The sequence below is a fragment of the Salipiger aestuarii genome (genome assembly GCF_003259905.1).
GTDB lineage: Bacteria > Pseudomonadota > Alphaproteobacteria > Rhodobacterales > Rhodobacteraceae > Salipiger > Salipiger aestuarii.
In genome coordinates, this window is the sequence record NZ_QLMG01000022.1 from 1 (window position 1) to 22,610 (window position 22,610).

The following is a 22,610-nucleotide window of genomic DNA, read 5'->3' on the forward strand; positions in this document are numbered from 1 at the left end:
ACGCATTGGCGTTCCTGCGATGGGCGTCCATTCGATCAATGCTGCGAAGGCTTTGCCAAGAAAGGATATGATCTCGGACGGACTCTAAGGCATTCGGCGAACGCATCGCCACAAGAGACCCCGACCGCCAGACCGCCGAGATCCACATTCGTGTCGCCCTTATGAACCGCTTCAACGCCCTCGGCACCGCCGCGATCATCCGCGTGGCATAACGTCAGCGGGATAACGGAAAATCACGCCTCAGGCGGGAGGTCTGCAACAACGCCGGTCACCGGCGGCGGCACGCCGGGCGCCGGGGTCACGCTGATCTTTGGCGCCTCCGATTACCAGACCGTGGCATGCGATGACGGCGCGTGGGCGGTCATTATCGTCCGCGCTGCCATCGAGGGCGGCGAACACCTGGTCAAGATCGGCGCCACCACGGTCGACCGGGCGGGCAACGTGTTGCAAACCACCTCGGCCGCCGCAGATCGACACCGTGGGAAGCCTTGCGCTGCCCGGCCTACCACTGACCGGAGATGACCGGATCAACGCTGCCGAAGCCGAAGGCGGCATTGCCATCGCCGGCACCGCGACCTCGGGCGACAGCGTGTCGGTCGGGGTGTTCGGACGGACGCCGTCCACGACCGTGGGCGAGGGCGCCACCAGGGCGGTGCTCGTGCCCGGAGGCCGCATCCCCCCGGCGCCTATGCGTCCGATCTGACGGTGGCATCGACCGACGCCGTGGGCAACGCCGCCAGCGCCACGGGCCGCCTCTATGCGGACACGATCACCTCGGTCACGATCACCAATATCCCGACCACGGGCGATGACACGGTCAACGTCCAGGAGCTAACCGATGGCCTTTGCGGTCGGGCGCAGCCGAGCTGCGCGCGACGGTGATGGTCGACCTGGGGGGCCTCGTGCAACAGGCCGAGATGACAGAAGCCGGCAGCTGGACCGCAACCTGCACCGGGCTTGAACCGGGCAGCTACGGCACCACCGCGACGGAAGCGGGGGAAAACATCGCAAGCACTGTGGGCGCGTCCGCAGTGGAAAGCGAAACCATGGTGACGCTATCCACTGATCCGGATGAGAGCGACAATGTCGTCAACCACGGGGAAGATACGGTTGGCGTGACCCTGACCGGCACCGCCGCGCCTGGCGGCAATCCTGCGTGCGGCCGAGATGGGCGATGCCACCGCCTATCTCGAACTGGCCGAGCAGATGGAAGAAAAGGATCTGCATTATTCGGCCGTGCTGGGGGTGCGCAAACGCGCGATCCGCTCGCTCGAGCTGCATGTCGAGCCCGGAGATGAAACCGATGGGGCCGCCGAGCTGGCAGAGGTCACGCGCAAGGTGCTGAACTCGGCGGCGGTGCGTACCACGCTGATCGACGTCATGGACGCGATCGGCAAGAGCTACTCGGTCTGCGAGATCGTCTGGGCCCGGATCGGCGGCGCGCTGACCATCGCCGATCTTGAATGGGTCGATCCGCGCTGGTTCGAATTCGACAAGGACAACGGGCGGCATCTTTATCTGCGCGACAATGCCGGCCCGCAGCCACTGCGCCCCGACAGCTATGTGATCCATATGGCCAAGGCAAAATCCGGCCTGCCGATCCGCGGCGGGCTCGCCCGACTTGCCGCCTGGGGCTACCTGTTCAAGAACTACACGATCAAGGATTGGCACATCTTCTGCGAGGCTTACGGCCACCCGCTGCGCCTGGGCAAATATGACGCCTCAGCCTCGCCGCAGGATCGCCAGACCCTGCTGCGCGCCGTGCGCCAGATCGGCGTGGACATGGCGGCGATCATTCCGCAGTCGATGGACGTCGATATCGTCAGCGCGTCGCAGGCAGGATCCGACAAGCTCTATGAAGGCAACGCCCGCTGGTGGGATGAGCAGCTGTCAAAGGGCGTGCTTGGCCAGGTTGCGACCACCGACGCGATCGCGGGCGGGCATGCGGTCGGCAAGATCCACGAGGCTGTGCGCGACGACATCCGCGACGCGGACGCCGAGCAGCTGGCGGCAACGCTTCAGCGCGACATCGCGGGGGCGTTGCGCCGGGTGCTGTTCCGCGCCGATCGCGCCGTGCCTTTGCCGAACATCCGCTTCGAGATGGAAGATGCGGTCGATGCGCAGGCGCTGCTGAACCTGATCGAAAAGCGCCCGCCGGGGCTGCGCATCGCCACCGCCGATGTCTATCGCGCCTTCAATCTGCGCCAACCCGACGACGACGAGGAGGTGCTGGGCGATCCGGCCGTTGCAACGCCGCCGGCAGATCCGCCGGTGCGCATCGCCGCCTCGCGTGACGACACGCCAGCCCCGAAAGACAGCATCGACGCCCTGGTCGACGCGCTGATTTCCGAAGGCGATCTGGAAGAGGCGATGCAAAGCGAGATCGGGCCACTTCTCGAAGCATTGGCCGGGGCGCAGTCGATCGAAGAGGTCCGGGACATCCTGTCCGCCTTCGCCGATGATCCCGCCGCGGGCCCGATGCAGGATCTGCTGACCCGCTCGACCTATGCCGCGCGGCTGGCGGGCGAGCTGGGCGCGCAGGTAACCAGGTGATCACGCTCGAGCCGCTTCCCCCGCGCGATGCCATCGCCTTCTGGCGCTCCAAGGGGCTGGCGCCGCAGCTGAACCGATTCGATTATCGCGACCACTGGCGCGAGGATCATGCGCGGGATTTCGTGGTGGCCAAGGCCATGCGCGACGACGTGCTGGAAACCATCCGCGCCCAGTTCGACTGCTCCCTGTCCGAGGGGCGCACGCTGGCGCAGTTCCAGGCCGATCTGAAACCCGAACTGGTCAAGGCGGGCTGGTGGGGCCGCGCCCTCATGGACGATCCGCTGACCGGAGAGACCCAAGAGGTTCAGCTTGGCTCGATGCGCCGGCTGCGCACGATCTTCGACACCAACATGCGCACCGCCCATGCCGCTGGGCATTGGGCGCGCATCGAGCGGACGAAGAAAGCCTTTCCCTACCTGCACTACATCCAGATCGAACGTCCGTCCAAACGCCACGATCACGAACGGTATCATGACAAGATCTGGCGCGTCGACGATCCGATCTGGCGCCGGATCTATCCCCCCAACGGCTATTTCTGCGGCTGCACCGTGATCCAGCGCACCGAAGGCTGGATGAAACGCAACGGGCGCAGCGTGTCGGATCCGATCGACCTTGAGGAACAGCCCTGGACCAACAAGCGCACCGGCGAAGAGCAGCTGGTGGCGAAGGGCATTCCCCCCGGTTTCGACAGCAATCCTGGCGCCGCCTGGCTGGACATCAGGGACCGCGTGGCCGAGGTCATGCCCGGCGCAGACCCCGAAGACCGCGCCCGGATCGGCGGGATCGTTCAGGCGATGCGCCTGCGCCAGACGAGCCTTGGCCGCGAGAGCCTTGTCGTCACGGACGCCCCGGATCGGGTGGTGCTGAAGGATGCGGATCCCGAGACCCCGGATCGGGTTTCCGTCGACGCTGCACTTACCGAGCTGGGTGCCGGTCGCGCGGATTTGCTTCACAGCCACCAGACAGAAACGCCGCTTTCGCTTCAGGATCTAAGAGTGCTCGGCAATCCCCGCGCGGGATCGATACTGGCTGTCTCCCCCGGCGGTTCGAACTGGCGGGCCCGCCCCGGCAAGGAGCTGCTGGGCGCGCATCCGCCCGCGTTCGCACACCGGGCCATCGGTCTGCTCGCGGCGGAAGCTCCGGATCTCGATCAGGTGGACCGCGACCATGTTAGCCTTCATGCGTTTGCGCTTTACCTTGAGCGGCGGGGCGTGATCCGTTACGATTTCAGCATCACGGGCCGGATGCGCGATCTTTTCGCGCGATTTGCCAGCCTGATCGAAAGGCTGTCGTCATGAAGATCATCATCCGCCCAGAACCCGATCTCGCGCCGCTGCCCGCCGAGACTACCGACCGGATCGAATTGATCCCCGTCGGGTCGTTCCGGCTGAAGGACAGCCGCGGTCGCAAGGTCGTGACGCTTGCGGTCAGCACCGTTACCGATCTGCAGACCGCGCGCGACGCGGGCAAGCTGACGCCGGCGATGGAAGACTGGGCCACCCAACGCGCCTCGAAGGATCTGGCCGAGTTCGACCACCGGGCCGCATCGGCCCCGCAGTCGCCAACCTTGGCGCCCGCAGGCTGACAGGCCACCCGGGCCCGCACGCAATACGCCGATGCCCGTGCTCGCCACGATGAAATCGTCACGCGGGCGGAACTGACGCGCGCGCAGGAATACTCTCCGATATGCGCAAGGAACTGGTGACGCTGCGCCAGAACCTCAAGGCATCGCGCGATCAGCTGAACCGGAAGGTGTTGCTGTTGCCCTTGCTTGGGGTTGTGACAGGGCTGAACGTGACCACCGTTGGCGGCGTCGTGCGCCCCGGCGAAGAGATCATGAAGATCACTCCGCTGGACGGCGAGCCGTACGTCGAAGCACAGGTAAAGCCCGGAAACATCGCCAATATCCGCCCCGGCCAACAGGCGACGATCAAGCTGACCGCCCATGGTTGCACCATCTGCGGCGGGCTCATGGGGCGGGTCGACGTCATCAATGCGAACACCTTCGGGGATGACCGCCCCCCCGAGCCGGGCCTCCATTGCAAGGCAACGGTCAAGGTCAACCTGTCCGCCATGAGCAACGGACACGTCAGCGTCGAAGTCGGCCCCCGCATGATGGCCGATGCCGAACTGTACATCGGCGAAAAGGCCATTCTGCAATGCCTGCTCAAGCCGCGTTACAACTCGCGCGAGGCGTAACCGCTTGCCTTGGTGCGCGAACCGGCGCAGATCAGGGCGGATGACACAGAACCCATCCCTGGCGGCGCTGCTGACGCTGTGTGCGTCTGCTTTTGTCGCGGGCACGACGCTGCTTGCCAAGACGCTCGGCACCGAAGTGTTGGGCCCCCCGCTGCACCCGCTACAGATCAGTCAGGGGCGTTTCGTCTTTGCGCTGCTGACGTTTACGGCGGCGGCACTGGTGCTGCGCCCGCGCTTTACCCGGCCCGCCTGGGCGGTTCACGCGGGGCGGGTGGTGCTGGGCTGGGGCGGGATCAGTTTCCTGTTCGCCGCTGCCGCCTTCATCCCGCTCGCCGATGCCACCGCGATCAGTTTTCTGAATCCCGTGGTGGGGATGTTGCTGGCGATCCCGTTTCTGGGGGAAAAGGTCGGGCGCTGGCGGGTTGCCGCCGCGGTGATCGCGGTGACCGGCGCGATGATCCTGCTGCGTCCCACACCGCAGGCGTTCCAGCCCGCCGCCCTGCTGGCGCTGGGGGCGGCGCTGTGTCTGGGGGCGGAACTGGTGGTGACGAAGCGGCTCACCGGGCGCGAGGGGCCGTTCCAGATCCTGCTGGTCAACAACCTGGTCGGCACGGGTATCGCCAGTACCGCCGCGCTGGCGGTCTGGCAGATGCCCACCCCCGGCCAATGGGTGGCGCTGGCGGGAATCGGCGCGCTGATGGCCAGCGCGCAGACCTGTTTCATTCAGGCGCTGCGGCGGGCGGATGCCAGCTTTGTCTCGCCCTTCTGGTACGCGACGCTGGTGTTCGCCACGGGCTATGATGCGGCGATCTTTGGTGTGCTTCCCGACGCGGTGTCGGTGCTGGGCGGTTGCGTCATCGTCGCGGGGGCAGGGCTGCTGGCCTGGCGCGAGTCGCGGGCCAGGCCGCGTGCTATGCCTTCAGCCGCCAGCCGGTCCGCAGCAGTGCCCATGCCGCCAGCAGTACCACCAGAGTCGCGCCCGCCGCGATGACGAATCCGGTCGCCGGGTTGGCATCCGACACGCCCAGCATGCCGTAGCGCGCCCCGTCGATCAAATAGAACACCGGGTTGAAATGCGTCGCTTCGTACATTCCGGCGGGCAGCGCCTCGACCGAATAAAAGGTGCCCGACAGGAACGCCAGCGGCGTGATGATGAAGTTGGTGATCGCCGCCATCTGGTCGAACTTGTTCGACCACAGCCCCGCCAGCATCCCCAGCGCCGACATGAACGCAGCGCCCAGCAGCACGAACACCAGCAACACCAGCGGGTGATGCGGGACCAGCCCTGTGGAAATCGCCAGCCCCGCGGAAATCGCCGCAGCCACGAACAGCCCGCGCGCCATGCCGCCCGCCAGATAGCCCAGCACCAGCTCGAACGGGGCAAGCGGCGGCATCAGCGTATCGACGATGTTGCCCTGGACCTTTGAAATCACGAGGGACGACGACGTATTGGCAAAGGCGTTCTGGATCACTGTCATCATCAGGATGCCCGGCGCGATGAAGCTGGTGAACGGCACGCCCATCACAGCCCCCCGTCCCGGCCCGAGAGCGATGGTGAAAATCACCAGGAAAAGCCCTGCCGTCACCAGCGGCGCCAGCAGCGTCTGGGTCCAGACGGTGGTAAAGCGCAACACCTCGCGGCGGCAAAGCGTGTACAGTCCTAGCCAGTTGACGGCGCCGAACCGCCGTTCTCCGGGTTCGCGTTGCGGAATCTCGGTCATTGTGGGGCCTTTCATCGCTGCGCGTGGCTTGTAACTCGGATTGTGATGACTACAATAGCGTGACCCGCGGAATTTCCAGGCGGCCCCAGCAGTCGGGCCGCCTTTTTCAATGAGGAAGAACGATGTCCTGGACCGATGAGCGCGTCGAGCTCCTGAAGAAGATGTGGTCGGAAGGCCAGTCCGCAAGCCAGATCGCCAAGGAGCTTGGCGGCGTCACGCGCAACGCGGTGATCGGCAAGGTCCACCGGCTGGGCCTGTCGAACCGAACCGGCGGCACCGGAGCGGCTGCGGCCGCATCTGCTGCGGCGGCCCCGGTGGCCCCCGTCGAAAAGCCCAAGGCGCCCGCTCCGAAAGAAGCCGTGCGCCCGCGCCCCGCGCCCAAGCCAGCCGAAGCCGCCCCCGAAACGGACCAGGAGACGGTGACCGTTCCTTCGGTTTCGGTGTCCGCGCGCAACAGGATCATCCCGGCGGGCCAGCCCCTGCCGCCGCAGCCCTCGGCCAACGAGATCAGCCCCGAGGCGTTGGCCAAGGTCAGCGAGATCGAAAAGAAGGCCAAGAAGCTGACGCTGATGGAACTGACCGAACGCACCTGCAAATGGCCGGTCGGCGACCCGGCAACCGATCACTTCTGGTTCTGCGGTCTGCCGGTGCAACAGGGCAAGCCCTATTGCGAGGCGCATGTGGGCGTGGCGTTCCAGCCGATGTCGTCGCGCCGCGACCGGCGCCGCTAGCCGCGCCCTCCCGATCAGGTCGGCCAGATCACAGGCCGGCCAGATCGCCAAGACCCCGGTGCGATCCGGGTCTTGTGTCTGCGTCATGCAGGCCCGGCGCCTCAGTCTTCGAAACAGGCCGCGCGCCCGTCCGCCCGGATTGTCGCGGCGCCGTCGCGGATCTGGCCCGACCGGCGTTGCACGAACGTCGACGGGCGCGCGGCCGACCGCCGCTTGGGGTCGGGCAGGATCGCCGCCAGTCGCGCGGCCTGCGTCGCGCTCAGCGCGTCCGGTGCAACGCCGAAATAATGGCGCGCCGCCGCTTCGATGCCGAACACGCCTTCGTCGAATTCCGCCACGTTCAGATAGACTTCGAGAATTCGGCGCTTGGACCAGACGGCCTCGACCACGGGGGTCGTCAGCGCCTCAAGCGCCTTGCGAACCCAGCTGCGCCCCTGCCAGAGGTAGACGTTCTTGACCACCTGCTGTGACAGCGTCGATGCACCGCGGTTGCCGCCCGATTCGATGGCGGCGCGGATGGCGGTCATGTCGAATCCCCAATGGGTGCAAAAATTGGCATCCTCGGCGGCGACGACGGATCGCAGCATGACCGGGGCCACGTCATCGGCAGCGACCCAGGCGTGATCCACGGGGGCGCCCAGCCGCTTGCCTTCGGACCACATGGTGTAGGTTATCGGCGGGTTCACGACCTTGAACAGCAGCACGACCAACAGCAGCAGCGCGACTGCAATCAGCAGCAGACGCGTCAGCATCCCCATCAGCCAGCGTCCGGGGCGCGGACGCGGTGCGGGCACCGCCTTGCGCGCAGTCCGCGCCGGTTTCGCCGGGGATGATTTTGGTTTTGCCGCTCGCGCCATGGGCCCAGATGTACACGCCGTCGCGGCGACGGGAAAGCACCCAGCAACCGCATCGGGCAAACAGGGAGGCCGGTCGTTTCCCGAAAGACCCGGCACGCCGAAGCGCGCCGGGGTCCAGGCCGGAAAACAAAGGACCGGCCAGAACGTTACCTGTTACCTTACACCGTCCTCATATTAGGCGATGGAATCGGAACAAATCCTTTATGATCCCGACACCGGGGCCCGCCGCGCAAACATCCGGCCGTCAGGGGCCGCAATCGCAGCCCTGAAACGGCAAACGCCCGAAGCAGGCTTCGGGCGTTCAGGCGGTTCGTCTGAGGTCTGTTGCGCGGTCTACTCCGCGGGCATCGCCAGATCGCCCTCGATGCTCAGCGGCGCCGCGATCTTGTTCAGCATCTCCTTGGGGCAGACCTGAAGGAAATTGTCCTTTTCCAGTGCCCAGTTTTGCAGGATGTCCAGCGCCTTGCGGCTGTTGGTTTCAGCCGCGTGGCGTTCGATCAGATCCTTCAACCCGGCTTCCCAATGGGCGACCGTGACGGGGCAGGTGACGATGCTTTCAAGGTTCATCATGTCGCTGGCTTCGTCGCTGGGGTCGTACAGATACGCCATGCCGCCGGTCATCCCCGCGCCGAAGTTGGCGCCGATGGGACCAAGGATCACCGCGATTCCCCCTGTCATGTATTCGCAGCCATTGGTGCCGCAGCCCTCGACGACGACCTTGGCACCCGAGTTGCGCACCGCGAACCGTTCGCCCGCGCGCCCGGCGGCGAACAGGTAGCCATCGGTCGCTCCGTACAGGACGGTGTTGCCGATAATCGTGTTCGCCTCGGCCTTGAGCGGAGACATCATCGGCGGGCGTACCACGATGGTGCCTCCCGACAGGCCCTTGCCGACATAATCGTTGGCATCGCCGGACACTTCCAGTTTCAGCCCCGGCGCGGCAAAGGCCCCCAGCGATTGTCCCGCGCTGCCCGTCAGCTTGACGTGCAGGTGGTCGGGTTGCAGCGCGTTGCGCATGCCGAACTTGGACACGATATGCGACGAGGTGCGCGTGCCCACGGTGCGGTGCGTGTTCTGCACCGCATAGGACAGTTGCATTTTTTCGCCGTCTTCCAGGAAGCGGTGCCCGTCGCGGACGATTTCCGCATCCAGCGTGTCCAGTACCGGGTTCCGGGGCTTGTTGCGGTCGTAGACGATGTCGTCGGCCCCATCCACGCGGATCAGCAGCGGGTTGAGGTCGAGGTCATCCAGATGCTCCGATCCACGCGACACCTGATGCAGCAGATCGGCGCGCCCGATCACGTCGTTCAGACTGCGCGCGCCGATGCTGGCAAGGATCTCGCGCACTTCGGTGGCATAAAAGGTGATAAGGTTCACCACCTTGTCGGCGTTGCCGGTGAACTTTTCGCGCAGTTCCGGGTCCTGGGTACACACGCCGACGGGGCAGGTGTTGGACTGGCACTGGCGCACCATGATGCAGCCCATGGCGATCAGCGCGGCGGTGCCGATGCCGTATTCCTCGGCGCCCAGCATCGCGGCCATGACGATGTCGCGCCCCGTGCGCAGCCCGCCATCGGTGCGCAGCGTCACGCGGTCGCGCAGCTTGTTCATCGCCAGAACCTGATGCGCCTCGGTCAGGCCCATTTCCCAGGGCAGACCGGCGTGCTTGATCGACGTCGCGGGCGAGGCACCCGTGCCGCCATTATGCCCCGAGATCAGGATGATGTCTGCCTTGGCCTTGGCCACCCCGGCGGCAATCGTGCCGACGCCGCTGGAGGCCACCAGTTTCACCGTCACCTTGCAGCGCGGGTTGATCTGCTTGAGGTCGTAGATCAGCTGCGCGAGGTCTTCGATGGAATAGATGTCGTGATGCGGCGGGGGCGAGATCAGTGTGACGCCCTTGGTCGAATGGCGCAGGCGGGCGATCAGGTCGGTGACCTTCATGCCCGGCAACTGGCCGCCCTCGCCGGGCTTGGCGCCTTGTGCGACCTTGATTTCAAGCTCTTCGCAGTGATTGAGGTATTCCGCCGTGACGCCGAAACGCCCCGAGGCGACCTGCTTGATCTTGGCCGACGGGTTATCGCCGTTGGGTTCGGGCACGAAATGCGCCGGATCTTCGCCGCCCTCGCCAGAGTCGGATTTCGCGCCGATGCGGTTCATCGCGACGTTCAGCGTCTTGTGGGCCTCGGGCGACAGGGCGCCCAGGGACATGCCCGGCGTCACGAACCGCTTGCGGATCGAGGTGATGGATTCCACCTCTTCGATCGGGATCGACTTGCCCAGCGGCTTGATGTCCAGCAGGTCGCGCAGGTGGATCGGCGGGTTGGCCCGCATCGCCTTGGAATAGGTCTTCCACAGCTCATAGGATGCCTTGTTGCAGGCGGCCTGCATCAGGTGCATCGTCTGCGCGCCCCAGGCGTGGGTCTCGCCCGACTTGCGTGCCTTGTAAAAGCCGCCGATGGGCAGCACGTCGCGGTTGCCGGTGAAGCCAAGCGCGTGGATTTCCTCGGCTTTTTGCTGGATGCCATGCACGCCGATGCCGGAAATCCGGGACAGCATGCCGGGGAAATATTCCGCCACCATGGCGCGGGACAGGCCCACCGCCTCGAAGTTCAGACCGCCGCGATAGGACGAGATCACCGATATGCCCATCTTGGCCATGATCTTGAGCAGGCCCTGGTCGATGGCCTCGCGGTAGCGGGCGACGTTTTCGGTCAGCGTGCCGTCCAGCAGGCCGCGGTCGATACGGTCGGCAAGGCTGTCTTCGGCAAGGTACGGGTTCACGATGGTGGCACCGCAGCCGACGAGCACGGCAAAGTAATGCGGGTCGATGCATTCCGCCGACCGCACGCCCAGCGAACAGAAGGTGCGCAGCCCCTTTTTCGTCAGCCACGAATGCACGGCGCTGGTGGCGAGGATCATCGGCATCGCCACCTTGTCCGCCGACTGGTGGTGATCGGTCAGCACCAGATGTCCGCCGCCCGAACGCACCGCATCTTCGGCCTCGGCGCGAATGCGCGCCAGATGTTCGCGCAGCGCGCCTTCGCCACCGTTCACCGGGAAGGTGCAGTCGATTTCCACCAGACCGGCGTTGAAATGCCGGAACAGCTCATCGAACTGGGCATTGCCCACAAACGGGCTGTCCAGCACGAGGATTTCGGTCTGCGCGCTGGATTCGTCCAGCACGTTCTTGAGGTTGCCAAATCGCGTTTTCAGCGACATCACCCGGAATTCGCGAAGGGAATCGATCGGCGGGTTGGTCACCTGGCTGAAATTCTGCCGGAAGAAATGCGACAACGGGCGATATTTCTTGGACAGAACGGCGGACGGCGTGTCGTCCCCCATCGAGGCGAGCGCCTCTTTGGCATCCTCGGCCATGGGGGCAAGGACCTGTTCCAGTTCCTCGATGGTGTAGCCGGCGGCCATCTGGCGGGTGCGCAGGTCGGTGCCCGTGAATATCGCCTTTTCGCTTACACCGGCAAGCGCCGCGTCCAGATCGCTGATCCGTCCGACCCATTCGCCAAACGGCTGCGAGGCGGCAAGACGGTTCTTGATTTCGGTGTCGCGGTAGATCTTGCCCTCTTCCATGTCGACGGCAATCATCTGGCCCGGTCCTAGCGCGCCCTTGGCACGTACCGTGCCCTCGTCCACCGGGACCATGCCCGCCTCGGACCCGGCGATCAGAAGATCGTCGCCGGTGACCACATAGCGCATCGGGCGCAGGCCGTTGCGGTCAAGCCCGCCACAGACCCAGCGTCCGTCGGTCATGGCCAGCGCGGCGGGGCCGTCCCAGGGTTCCATCACCGCGTTGACATAGGAATACATGTCGCGCCACGCCTGCGGCAGTTCGACCGCCTGGTTCGACCAGGATTCCGGGATCAGCATGGTTTTCGCCATGGGCGCATTGCGGCCCGCGCGCACCAGCACCTCGAATACCGCGTCCAGCGCGGCGGAATCGGACGCGCCGTTGGCGATGATCGGCTTGATGTCTTCGGCCATGTCCCCGAACGTGGCGGACGCCATGCGGATCTCGTGACTTTTCATCCAGTTGGTGTTGCCCTTGATGGTGTTGATCTCACCATTATGGGCCAGCATCCGGAACGGTTGCGCCAGCCACCACTGCGGAAAGGTGTTGGTGGAATACCGTTGGTGATAGATCGCAAAGGCCGAGGTAAACCGTTCGTCTTGCAGATCGGGGTAGAAGTCGCTGACTTGCTCGGCCAGCATCATGCCCTTGTAGATGATGCTGCGACAGGACAGCGATGCGATGTACACTTCGTTGATGCCCGCCGCGACGGCCGCCTTTTCGATGCGGCGACGAATGACATAAAGCTCGCGTTCAAAGGTTTCCTCATCCACGCCCTTGGCGTTGGAAATCAGGATCTGTTCGATCTCGGGGCGGGTGGCGTTGGCCTTTTCGCCAAGACAATCGACCGACACCGGAACGTGGCGCCAGCCATAGATGTAATAGCCCATGCGCAGCACTTCGGTTTCCACGATGGTCCGGCAGGTTTCCTGCGCGCCAAAGTTGGTGCGGGGCAGGAACACCTGACCCACGGCCATCAGTTCATCCTTGCGCGGGGCATGGCCGGTGCGTTCGATCTGGTCATAGAAAAACGCGACGGGGATCTGAACATGGATGCCGGCGCCGTCGCCGGTCTTGCCATCCGCATCCACCGCGCCGCGGTGCCAGATCGCCTTGAGCGCGGTGATGCCCGCCTCGACCACCTTGCGCGAGGGCTTGCCGTTGATGTTGACCACAAGGCCGACACCACAGGACGAATGTTCGTGTTCCTCGCGGAACATCGCGTTTTCTTCCATCCACTTGCGCTTGGCTTGCTCGGCGGCGGCCCAGGTCTGGTCATATGTGGTCTGGTCATATGTGGTCATGGCATTGCACCTCCATGCGGGGCCGCCTGTCGCGGCCAGGGTTCTTCGGGACCGGCGCGGCGCCGGTTGGGTTCTGTGCGGGGCTCAGTCGTTTTCGAGCTGCGTCCCGTATTTCGCCAGGGTTTCCGCCCGCGTCATGCGGACGTGATCCCCGGCAAGCCGCCAGCAATCCTGTTGCTGATCGGCAAATATCTCGCGTTCAAGTTCCAGCGCGCCGGCGTCGTCCAGCAGCCCGATGGCCACCTCGTAGTTCCCGGTGCCGTCGCGGCCCTGATCGAACCGGTACCAAAGCGTCGCCCCGCAGACCCCGCAGAAGGCGCGGCTGGCCCAGGCCGATGACCGGAACGTGCGGATCACCGCCCCGCCCGCGATCACCATGTCGGTTTCAGGCACCGTTGCGGCGAATAGCGCGGACCCCGTCCAGCGCCTGCATTGTTCGCAATGGCACACGCCGAAGCCGCCTATGGACCGCGCGGTAAAGCGCACCGCGCCGCACATGCAAGATCCTGTTTGTTCCGTCATGACGCCTCCCTGGCCGCGCGGCGCGGCTTTGTCATCTGTCGGTCGTGACGCGGCCGGACGGGCATCGGGCGGATCATTCCGCCGCGATCGCCGCCAGCCTGTCGAAATCCTGAAGCACATGTTCGGCGCAGTCGCGCCCGTCGCGGATCGCCCAGACCACAAGGCTGGCGCCGCGCACGATGTCGCCCACCGCATAGACGCCCGGCAATGTGGTGCGGCCGCTGGTGAATTCGGCCTTGATCGTGCCCCAGCGGGTGACCTCGAGTTCGGGCGCGCCCCAGAGGCCGGGCAGGTCTTCGGGTTCGAACCCAAGCGCCTTGATGACCAGATCGGCGGGTTCTTCGTAATCCGACCCCTCGATCACCTCGGGAGACTGGCGCCCCGTCGCGTCGGGCAGGCCCAGGCGCATCTTTTCCACGATGACCGCCTCGACGGTGTCGCCCCTGAAGCCCTTGGGCGCGGTCAGCCATTCGAACACCACGCCCTCTTCCTCGGCGTTCTGGGTTTCGCGCTGGCTGCCCGGCATGTTGGCGCGGTCGCGGCGATACAGACATTTCACCGACGTGGCGCCCTGGCGGATCGCAGTGCGCACGCAATCCATGGCGGTGTCGCCGCCACCGATCACCACGACCTTCTTTCCGGCGGCGTTCAGTTCGCCGGATTCGAATTCGGGAACCGTGTCGCCGAAGTTCGAGGCGCGGTTGGAGGCGGTCAGATAGTCGATGGCCTTGACGATGCCGGACGCCCCGGCGCCGGGCCCATGCAGATCGCGGCTTTTGTATACGCCGGTGGCGATGATGACCGCGTCATGCTGATCGCGGATGTCCTCGAACGACAGGGTTTCACCGATGTTGCAGTTGAAGACAAAGCGCGCGCCGCCGTCTTCAAGCTGCTTGACGCGGCGCATCACCACATCCTTTTCCAGCTTGAAACCGGGGATGCCGTAGGTCAGCAACCCGCCCCCGCGGTCGTAACGGTCGTAAACCGTGACCTGCACGCCGGCACGGCGCAGCATGTCAGCGGCCGCAAGCCCGCCGGGCCCGGCGCCGATGATGCCGACGCTTTCGCGGCGTTCGACCGCGGGCGCGGCGGGGGTGACCCAGCCTTGGGCCCAGGCGGTATCGGTGATGTATTTCTCGACCGATCCGATGGTCACGGTGCCATGACCCGATTGTTCAATGACGCAATTGCCTTCGCACAGGCGATCCTGCGGGCAGATCCGTCCGCAGATTTCGGGGAAGGTGTTGGTCGACTGGGCGATCTCGTAGGCTTCTTTCAGCCGGCCGGTCGCCGTCAGGCGCAGCCAGTCGGGGATGTTGTTGTGCAGCGGGCAGTGGCTTTGGCAATAGGGCACGCCGCATTGCGAGCAACGGCTGGCCTGCTCTTCGGCTTTCGCGTCGGCATAGCCGGCGTAGATCTCGTCAAAATCCTTGTTCCTGACGGAGGCATCCCGCTTTTCGGGCATCCCGCGCGAGATCTTGGTGAATTTGAGCATCGGCTGCTTCGCCATGTTCCTGGGTCTCCGGGCAAGTCCTTGGTCAACTGCGTCATATACAAAGCCCGCGGGGAATAAAAGTCAGAATGACTGACCTATATTCACATTATTGCACCGCTTGCGCTGCAGCTTCCGCCAATTCGGACGAATAATATGTCCGATACGGACCTATAGGGTGTCTTCCACTCGTCACCCGGCGGGGATATAGACATGCCCGAGCCTATCCGGAGGATATTCCTGATGCCAATGCTGCAACTGATCCTCCTGGCGCTGATCCAGGGAATCACCGAATTCCTGCCCATTTCTTCGTCGGGTCACCTGATCCTGCTGCCCAACCTGACGGGCATGGCCGATCAGGGCCTCGCCATCGACGTCGCGGTGCATCTGGGCACGCTGGCGGCTGTGATCCTGTACTTCTGGGCCGACGTGCGCACGGGGCTGCGGGGGCTGGCCGATCTGGGGCGCGGTCGGCGGGACACGCCGGGTGCGCGTCTTGCGCTGGGGCTGGGAATCGCGACGATCCCGGTGGTGATCGCGGGGATGGTGCTGAAACTTACCGGGATCGACGCACAGCTGCGTTCGGTCGTGGTGATCGGCTGGACAATGCTGGGTTTCGGCATCCTGCTGTGGTGGGCCGACCAGAAAGGCGCCGCGATCAAGACCGAGGCGGACTGGACGCTGGGCGAGGCATTCAAGATGGGTTTATGGCAGACGGTCGCGCTGTTTCCGGGCACATCGCGGTCGGGGATCTGCATCACCGGGGGGCGGTTCATGGGCTACACCCGGCACGATGCGGCGAAGCTGTCGATGCTGATGTCGATTCCGACGATCCTTGCGTCGGGGGTGCTGCTGGCGGCGGATGTCGCGGGGCAGGCGAACGCCCAGGTCGCCATCGACGGGCTGATCGGGGCGGTGTTCGCTTTTGGCGCGGCGCTGGCGGCGCTGGCTCTGATGATGCGGCTGCTGCAGTCGGTCAGCTTCACGCCCTATGTCATCTACCGGGTGCTGCTGGGGGCGGGGCTGCTGTTGTGGGTTTACACCTGAGCGTCCGGGAAAAGGCCCCGAAAAGCTGGGGAGCTTTTCGGGGCTGAAATTCTGTGCCCGCCGGGCGCAGCCGGGGATAGACCGCTAAGGGACAGGGTGGCCGGCACAGCGGCGCGTGTGCAAGTGGCAGCCCGACACGTCCTGAAGACCGTGCTAGATCAAAGGGATCGCTGCTGGCAATGGTGGTCCGATACCTCTTGCGTCGGCGCAAGCGGAACTCTGCCGCAGGCTCGGTGCATTGGGCGGAAACCAGCCGGAAAATCGTTATCCCAGGACGGCGTCACGCCCGGTGATAGGGGCCGCCCGCTAGGATCGACGCGGCGCGGTAAAGCTGTTCGCACAGCATCGCCCGCACCAGCATGTGCGGCCACACCATCTGCCCAAAGGAAATGGCCATGTCCGCGTCGGCGCGCAGCGCGGGGTCGATCCCGTCCGCGCCCCCAATGACAAACGCCAGATCCTGCGTGCCGTTGTCGCGCAGCGACTCCAGCCGACCGGCGAAATCGGGCGAGGACATCACCGCCCCGCGTTCGTCCAGAACGCACAGCCACGCGCCCGAGGGCAGGGCGCGGCGCAACAGATTGGCCTCGCCCGCCATGCCGCCGCCCTTGCGGTCGTCGACCTCGGTCAGGCAGGCGGGGCCAAGCCCCAGCGCCCGCCCCGTGCGATCGAACCGCCGGAGGTAGTCATCGACCAGATCCTTTTCCGGACCGGCCCGCAGGCGCCCCACGACGCAAAGATGCACGCGCATGGGCGTCCTTTCGGCGGATCAGGCGCTTGCGGTCCGTGCGAGCGGCATCCACATCTTTTCCAGCTGATAGAACTCGCGCACCTCGGGGCGGAACACATGGACGATGACGTCGCCCGTGTCGATCAGCACCCAGTCGCCGGTATCCTGACCTTCGATTCTGGACAGAATACCAAGCTTGTGCTTGAGGTCTTCGACCACGTTGTCGGCGATGGCCGCAACCTGGCGCGACGAGCGACCCGAACAGATCACCATCTGGTCACAGACAGCGGTCTTGCCGTGCAGGTCAATCTGCACGACCTCTTCGGCCTTGTTGTCGTCGAGACTGGCGAGGATCGTCGCGAGGATCTGCTCGCCGGTGACCTCGGATCGGGGGGGGCCGTTCATGGCCAGCCCCGGCTCAGCGGCATGTGCCGCGTCGGCAGTAAGTGACAGGACATCGTCCTCCTTTAAGACAAGCGCCGAAAGCCACCCCGGCGCCGGGCGTAGTAAAAAGATAGCATCGAAGATGTGAAATCTCAATGATGACGGCCAGGGTTGCGCCTGTCCGAAAGGCAGAATGCGGCGCATCCGCCCGTTTCTGTCGCAAGGTCAGGACCTTCGGGCGTGGCGGCGCCGTGCCGATCAGGGGGCGATACCTCAGGCGCCCCAGGGAATCCACAGCGATTTCGCTTCGGTCGCCTGTTCCAGGAATTCTGGGCCTTCACCCTCGGGAGACCACCAGTCGCGCGCCAACCCGTCATTCACCCAGCTGCGCTTGAGCGATGCCGCCGCGCCCTGTTCGATGGCTTCGGAAATATCGGCGCCGGAAAAGCTCCAGACCGCGTCGATGTCCATATGCTGCGCCATGGTGGGGGCGAGGTCGACGTGCGGGCCGGTCAGAATGTTGACCACGCCGCCCGGCACGTCGGAGCCTTCCAGCACATGGGCAAATTCCAGCGCCGCCAGTGGAAAGGGCCGGGAGGCGACAAGCACCACCCGGTTGCCCATGGCGATGGCCGGGGCCATGACCGACACAAGGCCCAGCAGCGGGCCGGCGTCGGGACAGAAGGCGCCGATCACACCGCAGGGCGCGCGCGTCACCAATGCCGCGCCACGCAGCGGAGCCTGCGCGATGCGCCCGTCGAACTTGTCGGCCCAGGCGGCGGCGCTGAACAGGCGGCTGACGGCGAGCGACACCTCGTCCGCGCCATCGGTGCCACCGGTCAGCCGGTCGATGAGCGCGGCAAGGCTGCCCGCTCGCGCGTGCAGGTTTTCGGCGATGTAATACAGCACCTGCGCGCGGTTATGCGCGGGGGCGGCGGCCCAGCCAGAGGCGGCGCGCGCGGCTTCGACCGCGTTGCGGATGTCCTTGCGACTGGTGATGGGGGCCTGACCGATCAGGCGGCCCTTGGCATCAAAGACGTTGCTGGCATGGCCGCTGTCGGGGCGGGCCTGCTTGCCGCCGATATACAGCTTTGCGGTGCGGTCCACCGGCTGCGGCTCGGACTCGTCCCCAGCAAGGGGAGCGATGGGCGCCAGCCGTTCGGGGGCGCGCACGGGGCGGGTATAGGCGGCCAGCCCCTCGGGGCCGCCCTCGCGGCCAAAACCGCTTTCGCGCAAGCCCCCGAACGGCACGGCGGCGTCGAACATGTTGGACCCGTTGATCCAGACCACCCCCGCCGCCAGTTTCGGCGCGACATCCAGTGCGGTGTTGATGTTTTCGGACCAGATGCTGGCGGCAAGGCCGTAGCGCGTGTCATTGGCGACCTGTACCGCCTCGGATGGGGTGCGGAAGGTGGTGCCGACCAATACCGGGCCAAAAATTTCGTCCTGCATCAGCGGTGAGGCCGACGACAGCCCGGTGATCAGCGTTGGCGGGAAAAAGCACCCTTCTGGGCAGGCGGCGGTCTGGTGGATCGTGCCATCGGATCCTGCCACCATCTGCGCGATGCGGTCGCGCTGTACGGGGTCGATGATCGCGCCCACGTCGATACATTTGTCCAGCGGATCGCCAATGCGCAGCCCATCCATGCGGGCGCGCAGCCTGGCGTGAAACCGCTCGGCGATGCCTTCCTGCACCAGCAGGCGCGACCCGGCGCAGCAGACCTGCCCCTGATTCAGCCAGATCGCATCGACCAGCCCTTCGACCGCGCTGTCCAGATCGGCGTCCTCGAACACGATATAGGGGGATTTGCCGCCCAGTTCCAACGTCAGCGCCTTGCCGCTGCCAGCCGTCGCGGTGCGAATGGCGCGGCCCACCTCGGTCGAGCCGGTAAAGGCGATCTTGTCCACTTCCGCCTGCACCAGCATTTCGCCCACGCGGCCATCGCCGGTGACGATGTTGACCACCCCGTCGGGCAGGCCCGCCTGACGGCAGATGTCGGCGAACAGCAGGGCGGTCAGTGAGGTCCATTCCGCGGGCTTCAGCACCACGGTATTGCCCATGGCAAGCGCCGGCGCGACCTTCCATGCCAGCATCAGCAGCGGGAAATTCCACGGGATGATCTGCGCGCAGACACCCATGGCGGCGCGATCAGATGCCATCAACTGGGCGGACCCGGCGTGGTAATAGAAATGACGCACCGCAAGCGGCAGGTCGATGTCGCGTGACTCGCGGATCGGCTTGCCGTTGTCCAGCGTTTCCAGCACCGCGAACAGCCGCGCGTGTTTCTGCAACAACCGCGCCAGCGCATAAAGGAACCGCGCCCGCGCAGGCCCGCCCATGTCTTCCCACGCTGGCTGGGCGCGGCGCGCGGCGGCGACGGCGGCCTCCACATCGTCTTGCGTCGCTTGCGTGATCGAGGCCAGCACCTCGCCGGTGGCCGGGTTGCGGGTTTCGAACAGGATGCCCGGCGGCGCAAAGCTGCCCGCGATGAACGGACCAAAGCGGGCGCCCTGATCGACGAGCCAGGCAAGAGCCTCGGCGGCGCTTTCGGGGGCGGGGCCGTATTCCATGGTCTCGAAAATCTCTTTCACGCTCATTGCCGGTCTCCTCCGCGTCAGGGGGCGATACGCTGTTAGAGCGCGCGGGGACGGCAAAGGCCAGCCCCCGCGCAACGGGTCGTCGCGTCAGAACCCGCCAAGCAGATCCTTCAGGACCTGCTGGATGATGTTGTCGCGGCGCCGGCGTTCGGGTTCCGGGTCGGGCGCGCGCTGCTGTGGCTGGGGTTGCTGTTCGACAACCTGCGGCTCGGGCCGGGTGGGCGCGATGGCGGGCAGGGGCGAGATCGGCAGCCCTTCGGTGACCCGCGACATGGTCTCGCGCCAGATGTCAGCGGGCAGGCCGCCGCCGGTGACTCCCGAAAGCGGCGAGTTGTCATCGTTGCCCATCCACACTCCGACCACATAATCGGCGGTAAAGCCGATGAACCACGCGTCGCGCGCGTCGTTCGACGTGCCGGTCTTGCCCGCGGCGGGCCGCCCGTCGGGCAGAAGAGCGCGCCGGCCCGTGCCTTCGGAGACGACCTTTTCCATCATCCAGGTCAGTTGACCGGCAGCTTCCGGCTGGATCACCCGTTCCTTGATGCCGCCGCCCGAGCCCATCAGCGGCGTCGAATCGCCCTTGAGCCGCAACTGGCGCAGGCCATAGGGGGCCACCGCCGACCCACCGTTCAGAAAGCCCGCGTAGGCCCCCGTCATTTCCAGCAGCGATGCCTCGGACGTGCCAAGCGCCATGGCGGGGCTGTCGTTCAGGTCGGACTGGATGCCGAACCCGCTGGCCACCTTCTGCACCAGGTCCCGTCCGACGCTTTCGGAAATCTTGATCGCCGGGATGTTCAGCGAATTCTTGAGCGCGTCGGCCAGCGTCACCCGACCCTTGAAGTTGTTGGTGTAGTTCTTGGGGCACCATTGCCCCGATCCGGGGATGTTCATGCAGAACGGTTCGTCCACCACCGTGTCATAGGGCGAATAGCCCATGTCGAGCGCGGTGGCGTAGATGAACGGCTTGAAGCTGGACCCGGTCTGGCGCTTGGCCTGCGTGGCGCGGTTGAACACGCCGGACACGCCGGTTTTCTTGCCGCCGACCATGGCGCGCACCGCGCCGTCGGCAGACATCACCACGATCGCCGCCTCGACGACGGATCCCGGCTTGGTGACCTTTTCGCTGTAGACCACGTTCATCGCCGTCTCGGCGGCGCGTTGCAGTTTTGGGTCGAGCGTGGTGTTGATGACCACGTCCTCGGTGGTGTCGCGGGTGAAATATTCCGGCCCGGTCGACATCACCCAATCGGCGAAATATCCGCCCAGCTTGCGCTCGGCCTCGTCCGAGAGGGTGGCGGGGTTGGCGCGGGCAGCCTCGGCCTGCCGGGCGGTCAGGTAGCCCTGATCTTCCATCAGGCGCAGCACGGTCGCGGCGCGGGCCTGGCTGCGTTCAAGGTTGCTGGTGGGCGACAGCGTCGAAGGCGCGGTCAGCAGGCCGGCAAGCATCGCCGCTTGCTGCGGGTTCAGCTCACCCGCGTGTTTCGAGAAATACCGCTCCGATGCCGCCTCTGCCCCGTAGGCACCGCCGCCCATGTACGCGCGGTTGAGATAGATCGAAAGGATTTCGTTCTTGGTATATTTCAACTCCATCGCGAGGGCATAAAGCGCCTCTTTGCCCTTGCGGGCCAACGACCCTGCGCGGCAGTCGGACAGATAGTCGGATTCGGTCTTCCAGACGTCGGGGTCGAATTCCTGCCCGACGCACAGCAGCTTGGCGGTTTGCTGGGTGATGGTCGATCCGCCGTGGCCAGACAGCGGCCCGCGCCCTTCGGACAGGTTGATGCGAATGGCGCCGGCCACCCCGCGCGGCGACACCCCGAAATGACGGTAGAACCGCCTGTCTTCGGTTGCGATCACGGCGTTGCGCAGATGCGGCGACACGCTGTCCGCCGTCACCGCCCCGCCGTATTGATCGCCGCGCCAGGCAAAGATCGCGTCGTTGCGATCCAGCAGCGTGACCGAGCCGCGCGCGCGCCCGTCCAGCAATTGGCCCAAGGGGGGCAACGTGCTGTAGAAATATCCCACGCCAAGCGCCACCAGCAGGGCGATCACCGCGCTCACCCGCCACACGACGCTCCAGATCAGCCCGAATACCCAGCGGAAAACCCCTGCAAACAGGGCCGCGATCGGGTTGCGCTTGCGTGCGGGCGCCTTGCGCCGCGGCGGTTTGCCACCGGATGTCTTGGCGGTCTTCGGGGGGGGGGGCGGCGTCTTGCTGGAATGGCGGCGATCGGCCACCAGCCGTCGTTTTCCCCGGCCTGAATCACTCATCTGTCTCTGCCCGGCCTTGTCTGTTTTGCCGCAGGATAACGGCTTTGGGCCGGGATGTAGACGCAGAAAGGGTCACAATATCGACTTTTTAAGAAGCACAAAAAATGCGCTATGACGGACTTTGTGCACATAAACAGTGCATCATGGGAGGCGACCAACGTCATGCAAGCCCCCATTCTTTCAAATTTCCGATGACTGGCGTCCTTCTGCTGCTGCGAATGCAGGCAGCGGTCTGCCAAACGAAAGGGACCAAGGTGAAACTGATCATTGCGACGATCAAGCCGTTCAAGCTCGAAGAGGTGCGCGAGGCGCTCACCGGTATCGGCGTGCGCGGTATGATGGTGACCGAAATCAAGGGCTTCGGCTCGCAGTCCGGCCACACGGAAATTTATCGCGGCGCCGAATACGCGGTGAACTTCGTGCCGAAGATCAAGCTTGAGATCGTGGTGGCCGCTTCCATGGCCGACCAGGTCGTCGAGACGATTACCAAGACCGCGCAGACCGGCAAGATCGGCGACGGCAAGATTTTCGTGCTGGACGTCGCGCAGGCGGTGCGCGTGCGCACCGGCGAAACCGACGCGGACGCGATCTGATCCTTCGGGACATCCGGATACA

Annotated in this window: 19 protein-coding genes and 1 pseudogene; 11 read left to right on the forward strand and 9 right to left on the reverse strand. The window is 65.3% G+C overall.

Going from position 1 to position 22,610, the window contains the following annotated elements:
• Positions 1–86: 86 nt before the first annotated feature.
• The 8 genes and pseudogenes from ATI53_RS12390 to ATI53_RS12420 all read left to right on the forward strand — a co-directional run.
• Positions 87–212: pseudogene (locus ATI53_RS12390) on the forward strand (IS5/IS1182 family transposase); the annotation flags it as partial.
• A gap of 266 nt (positions 213–478) precedes the next feature.
• Positions 479–703: a hypothetical protein gene (locus tag ATI53_RS12395; protein ID WP_111550534.1), complete on the forward strand. Its 225-nt coding sequence runs from the start codon at positions 479–481 to the stop codon at positions 701–703.
• A gap of 2 nt (positions 704–705) precedes the next feature.
• A complete protein-coding gene (locus ATI53_RS23285; protein ID WP_170134571.1) occupies positions 706–882 on the forward strand; it encodes a hypothetical protein in 177 nt (58 codons plus the stop codon).
• Positions 883–1,167: 285 nt separating this feature from the next.
• Positions 1,168–2,553: a DUF935 domain-containing protein gene (locus tag ATI53_RS12400; RefSeq protein ID WP_111550535.1), complete on the forward strand. Its 1,386-nt coding sequence runs from the start codon at positions 1,168–1,170 to the stop codon at positions 2,551–2,553.
• On the forward strand, positions 2,550–3,851 hold the full coding sequence (locus ATI53_RS12405; RefSeq protein WP_111550536.1) for a phage head morphogenesis protein: 1,302 nt from the start codon (positions 2,550–2,552) through the stop codon (positions 3,849–3,851). The genes ATI53_RS12400 and ATI53_RS12405 overlap by 4 nt, the downstream gene beginning before the upstream one ends.
• Entirely contained in the window at positions 3,848–4,138 is a 291-nt protein-coding gene (locus tag ATI53_RS12410) for a phage protease (protein WP_009505733.1), read from the forward strand. The genes ATI53_RS12405 and ATI53_RS12410 overlap by 4 nt, the downstream gene beginning before the upstream one ends.
• 101 nt (positions 4,139–4,239) lie before the next feature.
• Complete coding sequence (locus tag ATI53_RS12415; RefSeq protein ID WP_111550537.1) at positions 4,240–4,752, forward strand: beta-barrel domain-containing protein; 513 nt, start codon at positions 4,240–4,242, stop codon at positions 4,750–4,752.
• A 40-nt stretch (positions 4,753–4,792) separates the two neighbouring features.
• Positions 4,793–5,743: a DMT family transporter gene (locus tag ATI53_RS12420; protein WP_111550538.1), complete on the forward strand. Its 951-nt coding sequence runs from the start codon at positions 4,793–4,795 to the stop codon at positions 5,741–5,743.
• On the opposite strand, the gene ATI53_RS12425 is transcribed toward ATI53_RS12420, so the two are convergent.
• Positions 5,664–6,473: an ABC transporter permease gene (locus ATI53_RS12425; RefSeq protein WP_111550539.1), complete on the reverse strand. Its 810-nt coding sequence runs from the start codon at positions 6,471–6,473 to the stop codon at positions 5,664–5,666. The two genes, ATI53_RS12420 and ATI53_RS12425, sit on opposite strands and share 80 nt — an antisense overlap.
• A 122-nt stretch (positions 6,474–6,595) precedes the next feature.
• On the opposite strand from ATI53_RS12425, the gene ATI53_RS12430 reads away from it, so the two are divergent.
• On the forward strand, positions 6,596–7,204 hold the full coding sequence (locus ATI53_RS12430) for a GcrA family cell cycle regulator (RefSeq protein WP_009505729.1): 609 nt from the start codon (positions 6,596–6,598) through the stop codon (positions 7,202–7,204).
• Between the two features lie 101 nt (positions 7,205–7,305).
• On the opposite strand, the gene mtgA is transcribed toward ATI53_RS12430, so the two are convergent.
• The 4 genes from mtgA to ATI53_RS12450 all read right to left on the reverse strand — a co-directional run bounded on the left by mtgA (position 7,306) and on the right by ATI53_RS12450 (position 14,983).
• On the reverse strand, positions 7,306–7,962 hold the full coding sequence (mtgA, locus tag ATI53_RS12435; RefSeq protein ID WP_111550540.1) for a monofunctional biosynthetic peptidoglycan transglycosylase: 657 nt from the start codon (positions 7,960–7,962) through the stop codon (positions 7,306–7,308).
• A gap of 432 nt (positions 7,963–8,394) precedes the next feature.
• The gene (gene gltB / locus ATI53_RS12440; protein ID WP_009505727.1) at positions 8,395–12,951 is read right to left on the reverse strand and encodes a glutamate synthase large subunit; all 4,557 of its coding nucleotides are present in this window, start codon (positions 12,949–12,951) and stop codon (positions 8,395–8,397) included.
• An 84-nt stretch (positions 12,952–13,035) separates the two neighbouring features.
• Positions 13,036–13,473, reverse strand: a complete 438-nt coding sequence (locus ATI53_RS12445; RefSeq protein WP_034453047.1) for a GFA family protein — start codon at positions 13,471–13,473, stop codon at positions 13,036–13,038.
• 73 nt (positions 13,474–13,546) lie between these two features.
• Positions 13,547–14,983, reverse strand: a complete 1,437-nt coding sequence (locus ATI53_RS12450) for an NAD(P)-dependent oxidoreductase (RefSeq protein WP_111550541.1) — start codon at positions 14,981–14,983, stop codon at positions 13,547–13,549.
• Positions 14,984–15,208: 225 nt separating this feature from the next.
• Between ATI53_RS12450 and ATI53_RS12455 the strand changes: the two genes are divergently transcribed.
• Positions 15,209–16,012 carry an undecaprenyl-diphosphate phosphatase gene (locus ATI53_RS12455; RefSeq protein WP_111550542.1) on the forward strand — a complete coding sequence of 268 codons (804 nt, stop codon included), beginning with the start codon at positions 15,209–15,211 and terminating at the stop codon, positions 16,010–16,012.
• A gap of 280 nt (positions 16,013–16,292) precedes the next feature.
• Here ATI53_RS12455 and rlmH read toward each other — a convergent pair whose 3' ends face one another.
• The 4 genes from rlmH to ATI53_RS12475 all read right to left on the reverse strand — a co-directional run bounded on the left by rlmH (position 16,293) and on the right by ATI53_RS12475 (position 21,995).
• A complete protein-coding gene (gene rlmH / locus ATI53_RS12460; RefSeq protein ID WP_111550543.1) occupies positions 16,293–16,763 on the reverse strand; it encodes a 23S rRNA (pseudouridine(1915)-N(3))-methyltransferase RlmH in 471 nt (156 codons plus the stop codon).
• A gap of 18 nt (positions 16,764–16,781) precedes the next feature.
• A complete protein-coding gene (gene rsfS / locus ATI53_RS12465) occupies positions 16,782–17,147 on the reverse strand; it encodes a ribosome silencing factor (RefSeq protein WP_111550544.1) in 366 nt (121 codons plus the stop codon).
• A 252-nt stretch (positions 17,148–17,399) separates the two neighbouring features.
• Positions 17,400–19,724 carry an aldehyde dehydrogenase family protein gene (locus tag ATI53_RS12470; protein WP_111550545.1) on the reverse strand — a complete coding sequence of 775 codons (2,325 nt, stop codon included), beginning with the start codon at positions 19,722–19,724 and terminating at the stop codon, positions 17,400–17,402.
• 87 nt (positions 19,725–19,811) lie between these two features.
• Positions 19,812–21,995 (reverse strand): transglycosylase domain-containing protein, encoded by a 2,184-nt coding sequence (locus ATI53_RS12475; protein ID WP_085953233.1) that lies wholly within the window; start codon positions 21,993–21,995, stop codon positions 19,812–19,814.
• Positions 21,996–22,249: 254 nt separating this feature from the next.
• On the opposite strand from ATI53_RS12475, the gene ATI53_RS12480 reads away from it, so the two are divergent.
• Positions 22,250–22,588: a P-II family nitrogen regulator gene (locus ATI53_RS12480; RefSeq protein WP_007794645.1), complete on the forward strand. Its 339-nt coding sequence runs from the start codon at positions 22,250–22,252 to the stop codon at positions 22,586–22,588.
• The last annotated feature ends 22 nt before the right edge of the window (positions 22,589–22,610 follow it).

What these genes read in the sequence shown, in the direction of transcription:
- ATI53_RS12400 (WP_111550535.1), top strand. Translation starts at nt 1,168, where the DNA reads ATGGGCGATGCCACCGCCTATCTCGAACTGGCCGAGCAGATGGAAGAA.
- ATI53_RS12410 (WP_009505733.1), top strand. Translation starts at nt 3,848, where the DNA reads ATGAAGATCATCATCCGCCCAGAACCCGATCTCGCGCCGCTGCCCGCC.
- ATI53_RS12415 (WP_111550537.1), top strand. Translation starts at nt 4,240, where the DNA reads ATGCGCAAGGAACTGGTGACGCTGCGCCAGAACCTCAAGGCATCGCGC.
- ATI53_RS12420 (WP_111550538.1), top strand. Translation starts at nt 4,793, where the DNA reads ATGACACAGAACCCATCCCTGGCGGCGCTGCTGACGCTGTGTGCGTCT.
- ATI53_RS12425 (WP_111550539.1), bottom strand. Translation starts at nt 6,473, where the DNA reads ATGACCGAGATTCCGCAACGCGAACCCGGAGAACGGCGGTTCGGCGCC.
- ATI53_RS12430 (WP_009505729.1), top strand. Translation starts at nt 6,596, where the DNA reads ATGTCCTGGACCGATGAGCGCGTCGAGCTCCTGAAGAAGATGTGGTCG.
- mtgA (WP_111550540.1), bottom strand. Translation starts at nt 7,962, where the DNA reads ATGGGGATGCTGACGCGTCTGCTGCTGATTGCAGTCGCGCTGCTGCTG.
- gltB (WP_009505727.1), bottom strand. Translation starts at nt 12,951, where the DNA reads ATGACCACATATGACCAGACCACATATGACCAGACCTGGGCCGCCGCC.
- ATI53_RS12445 (WP_034453047.1), bottom strand. Translation starts at nt 13,473, where the DNA reads ATGACGGAACAAACAGGATCTTGCATGTGCGGCGCGGTGCGCTTTACC.
- ATI53_RS12450 (WP_111550541.1), bottom strand. Translation starts at nt 14,983, where the DNA reads ATGGCGAAGCAGCCGATGCTCAAATTCACCAAGATCTCGCGCGGGATG.
- ATI53_RS12455 (WP_111550542.1), top strand. Translation starts at nt 15,209, where the DNA reads ATGCCAATGCTGCAACTGATCCTCCTGGCGCTGATCCAGGGAATCACC.
- rlmH (WP_111550543.1), bottom strand. Translation starts at nt 16,763, where the DNA reads ATGCGCGTGCATCTTTGCGTCGTGGGGCGCCTGCGGGCCGGTCCGGAA.
- rsfS (WP_111550544.1), bottom strand. Translation starts at nt 17,147, where the DNA reads ATGAACGGCCCCCCCCGATCCGAGGTCACCGGCGAGCAGATCCTCGCG.
- ATI53_RS12470 (WP_111550545.1), bottom strand. Translation starts at nt 19,724, where the DNA reads ATGAGCGTGAAAGAGATTTTCGAGACCATGGAATACGGCCCCGCCCCC.
- ATI53_RS12475 (WP_085953233.1), bottom strand. Translation starts at nt 21,995, where the DNA reads ATGAGTGATTCAGGCCGGGGAAAACGACGGCTGGTGGCCGATCGCCGC.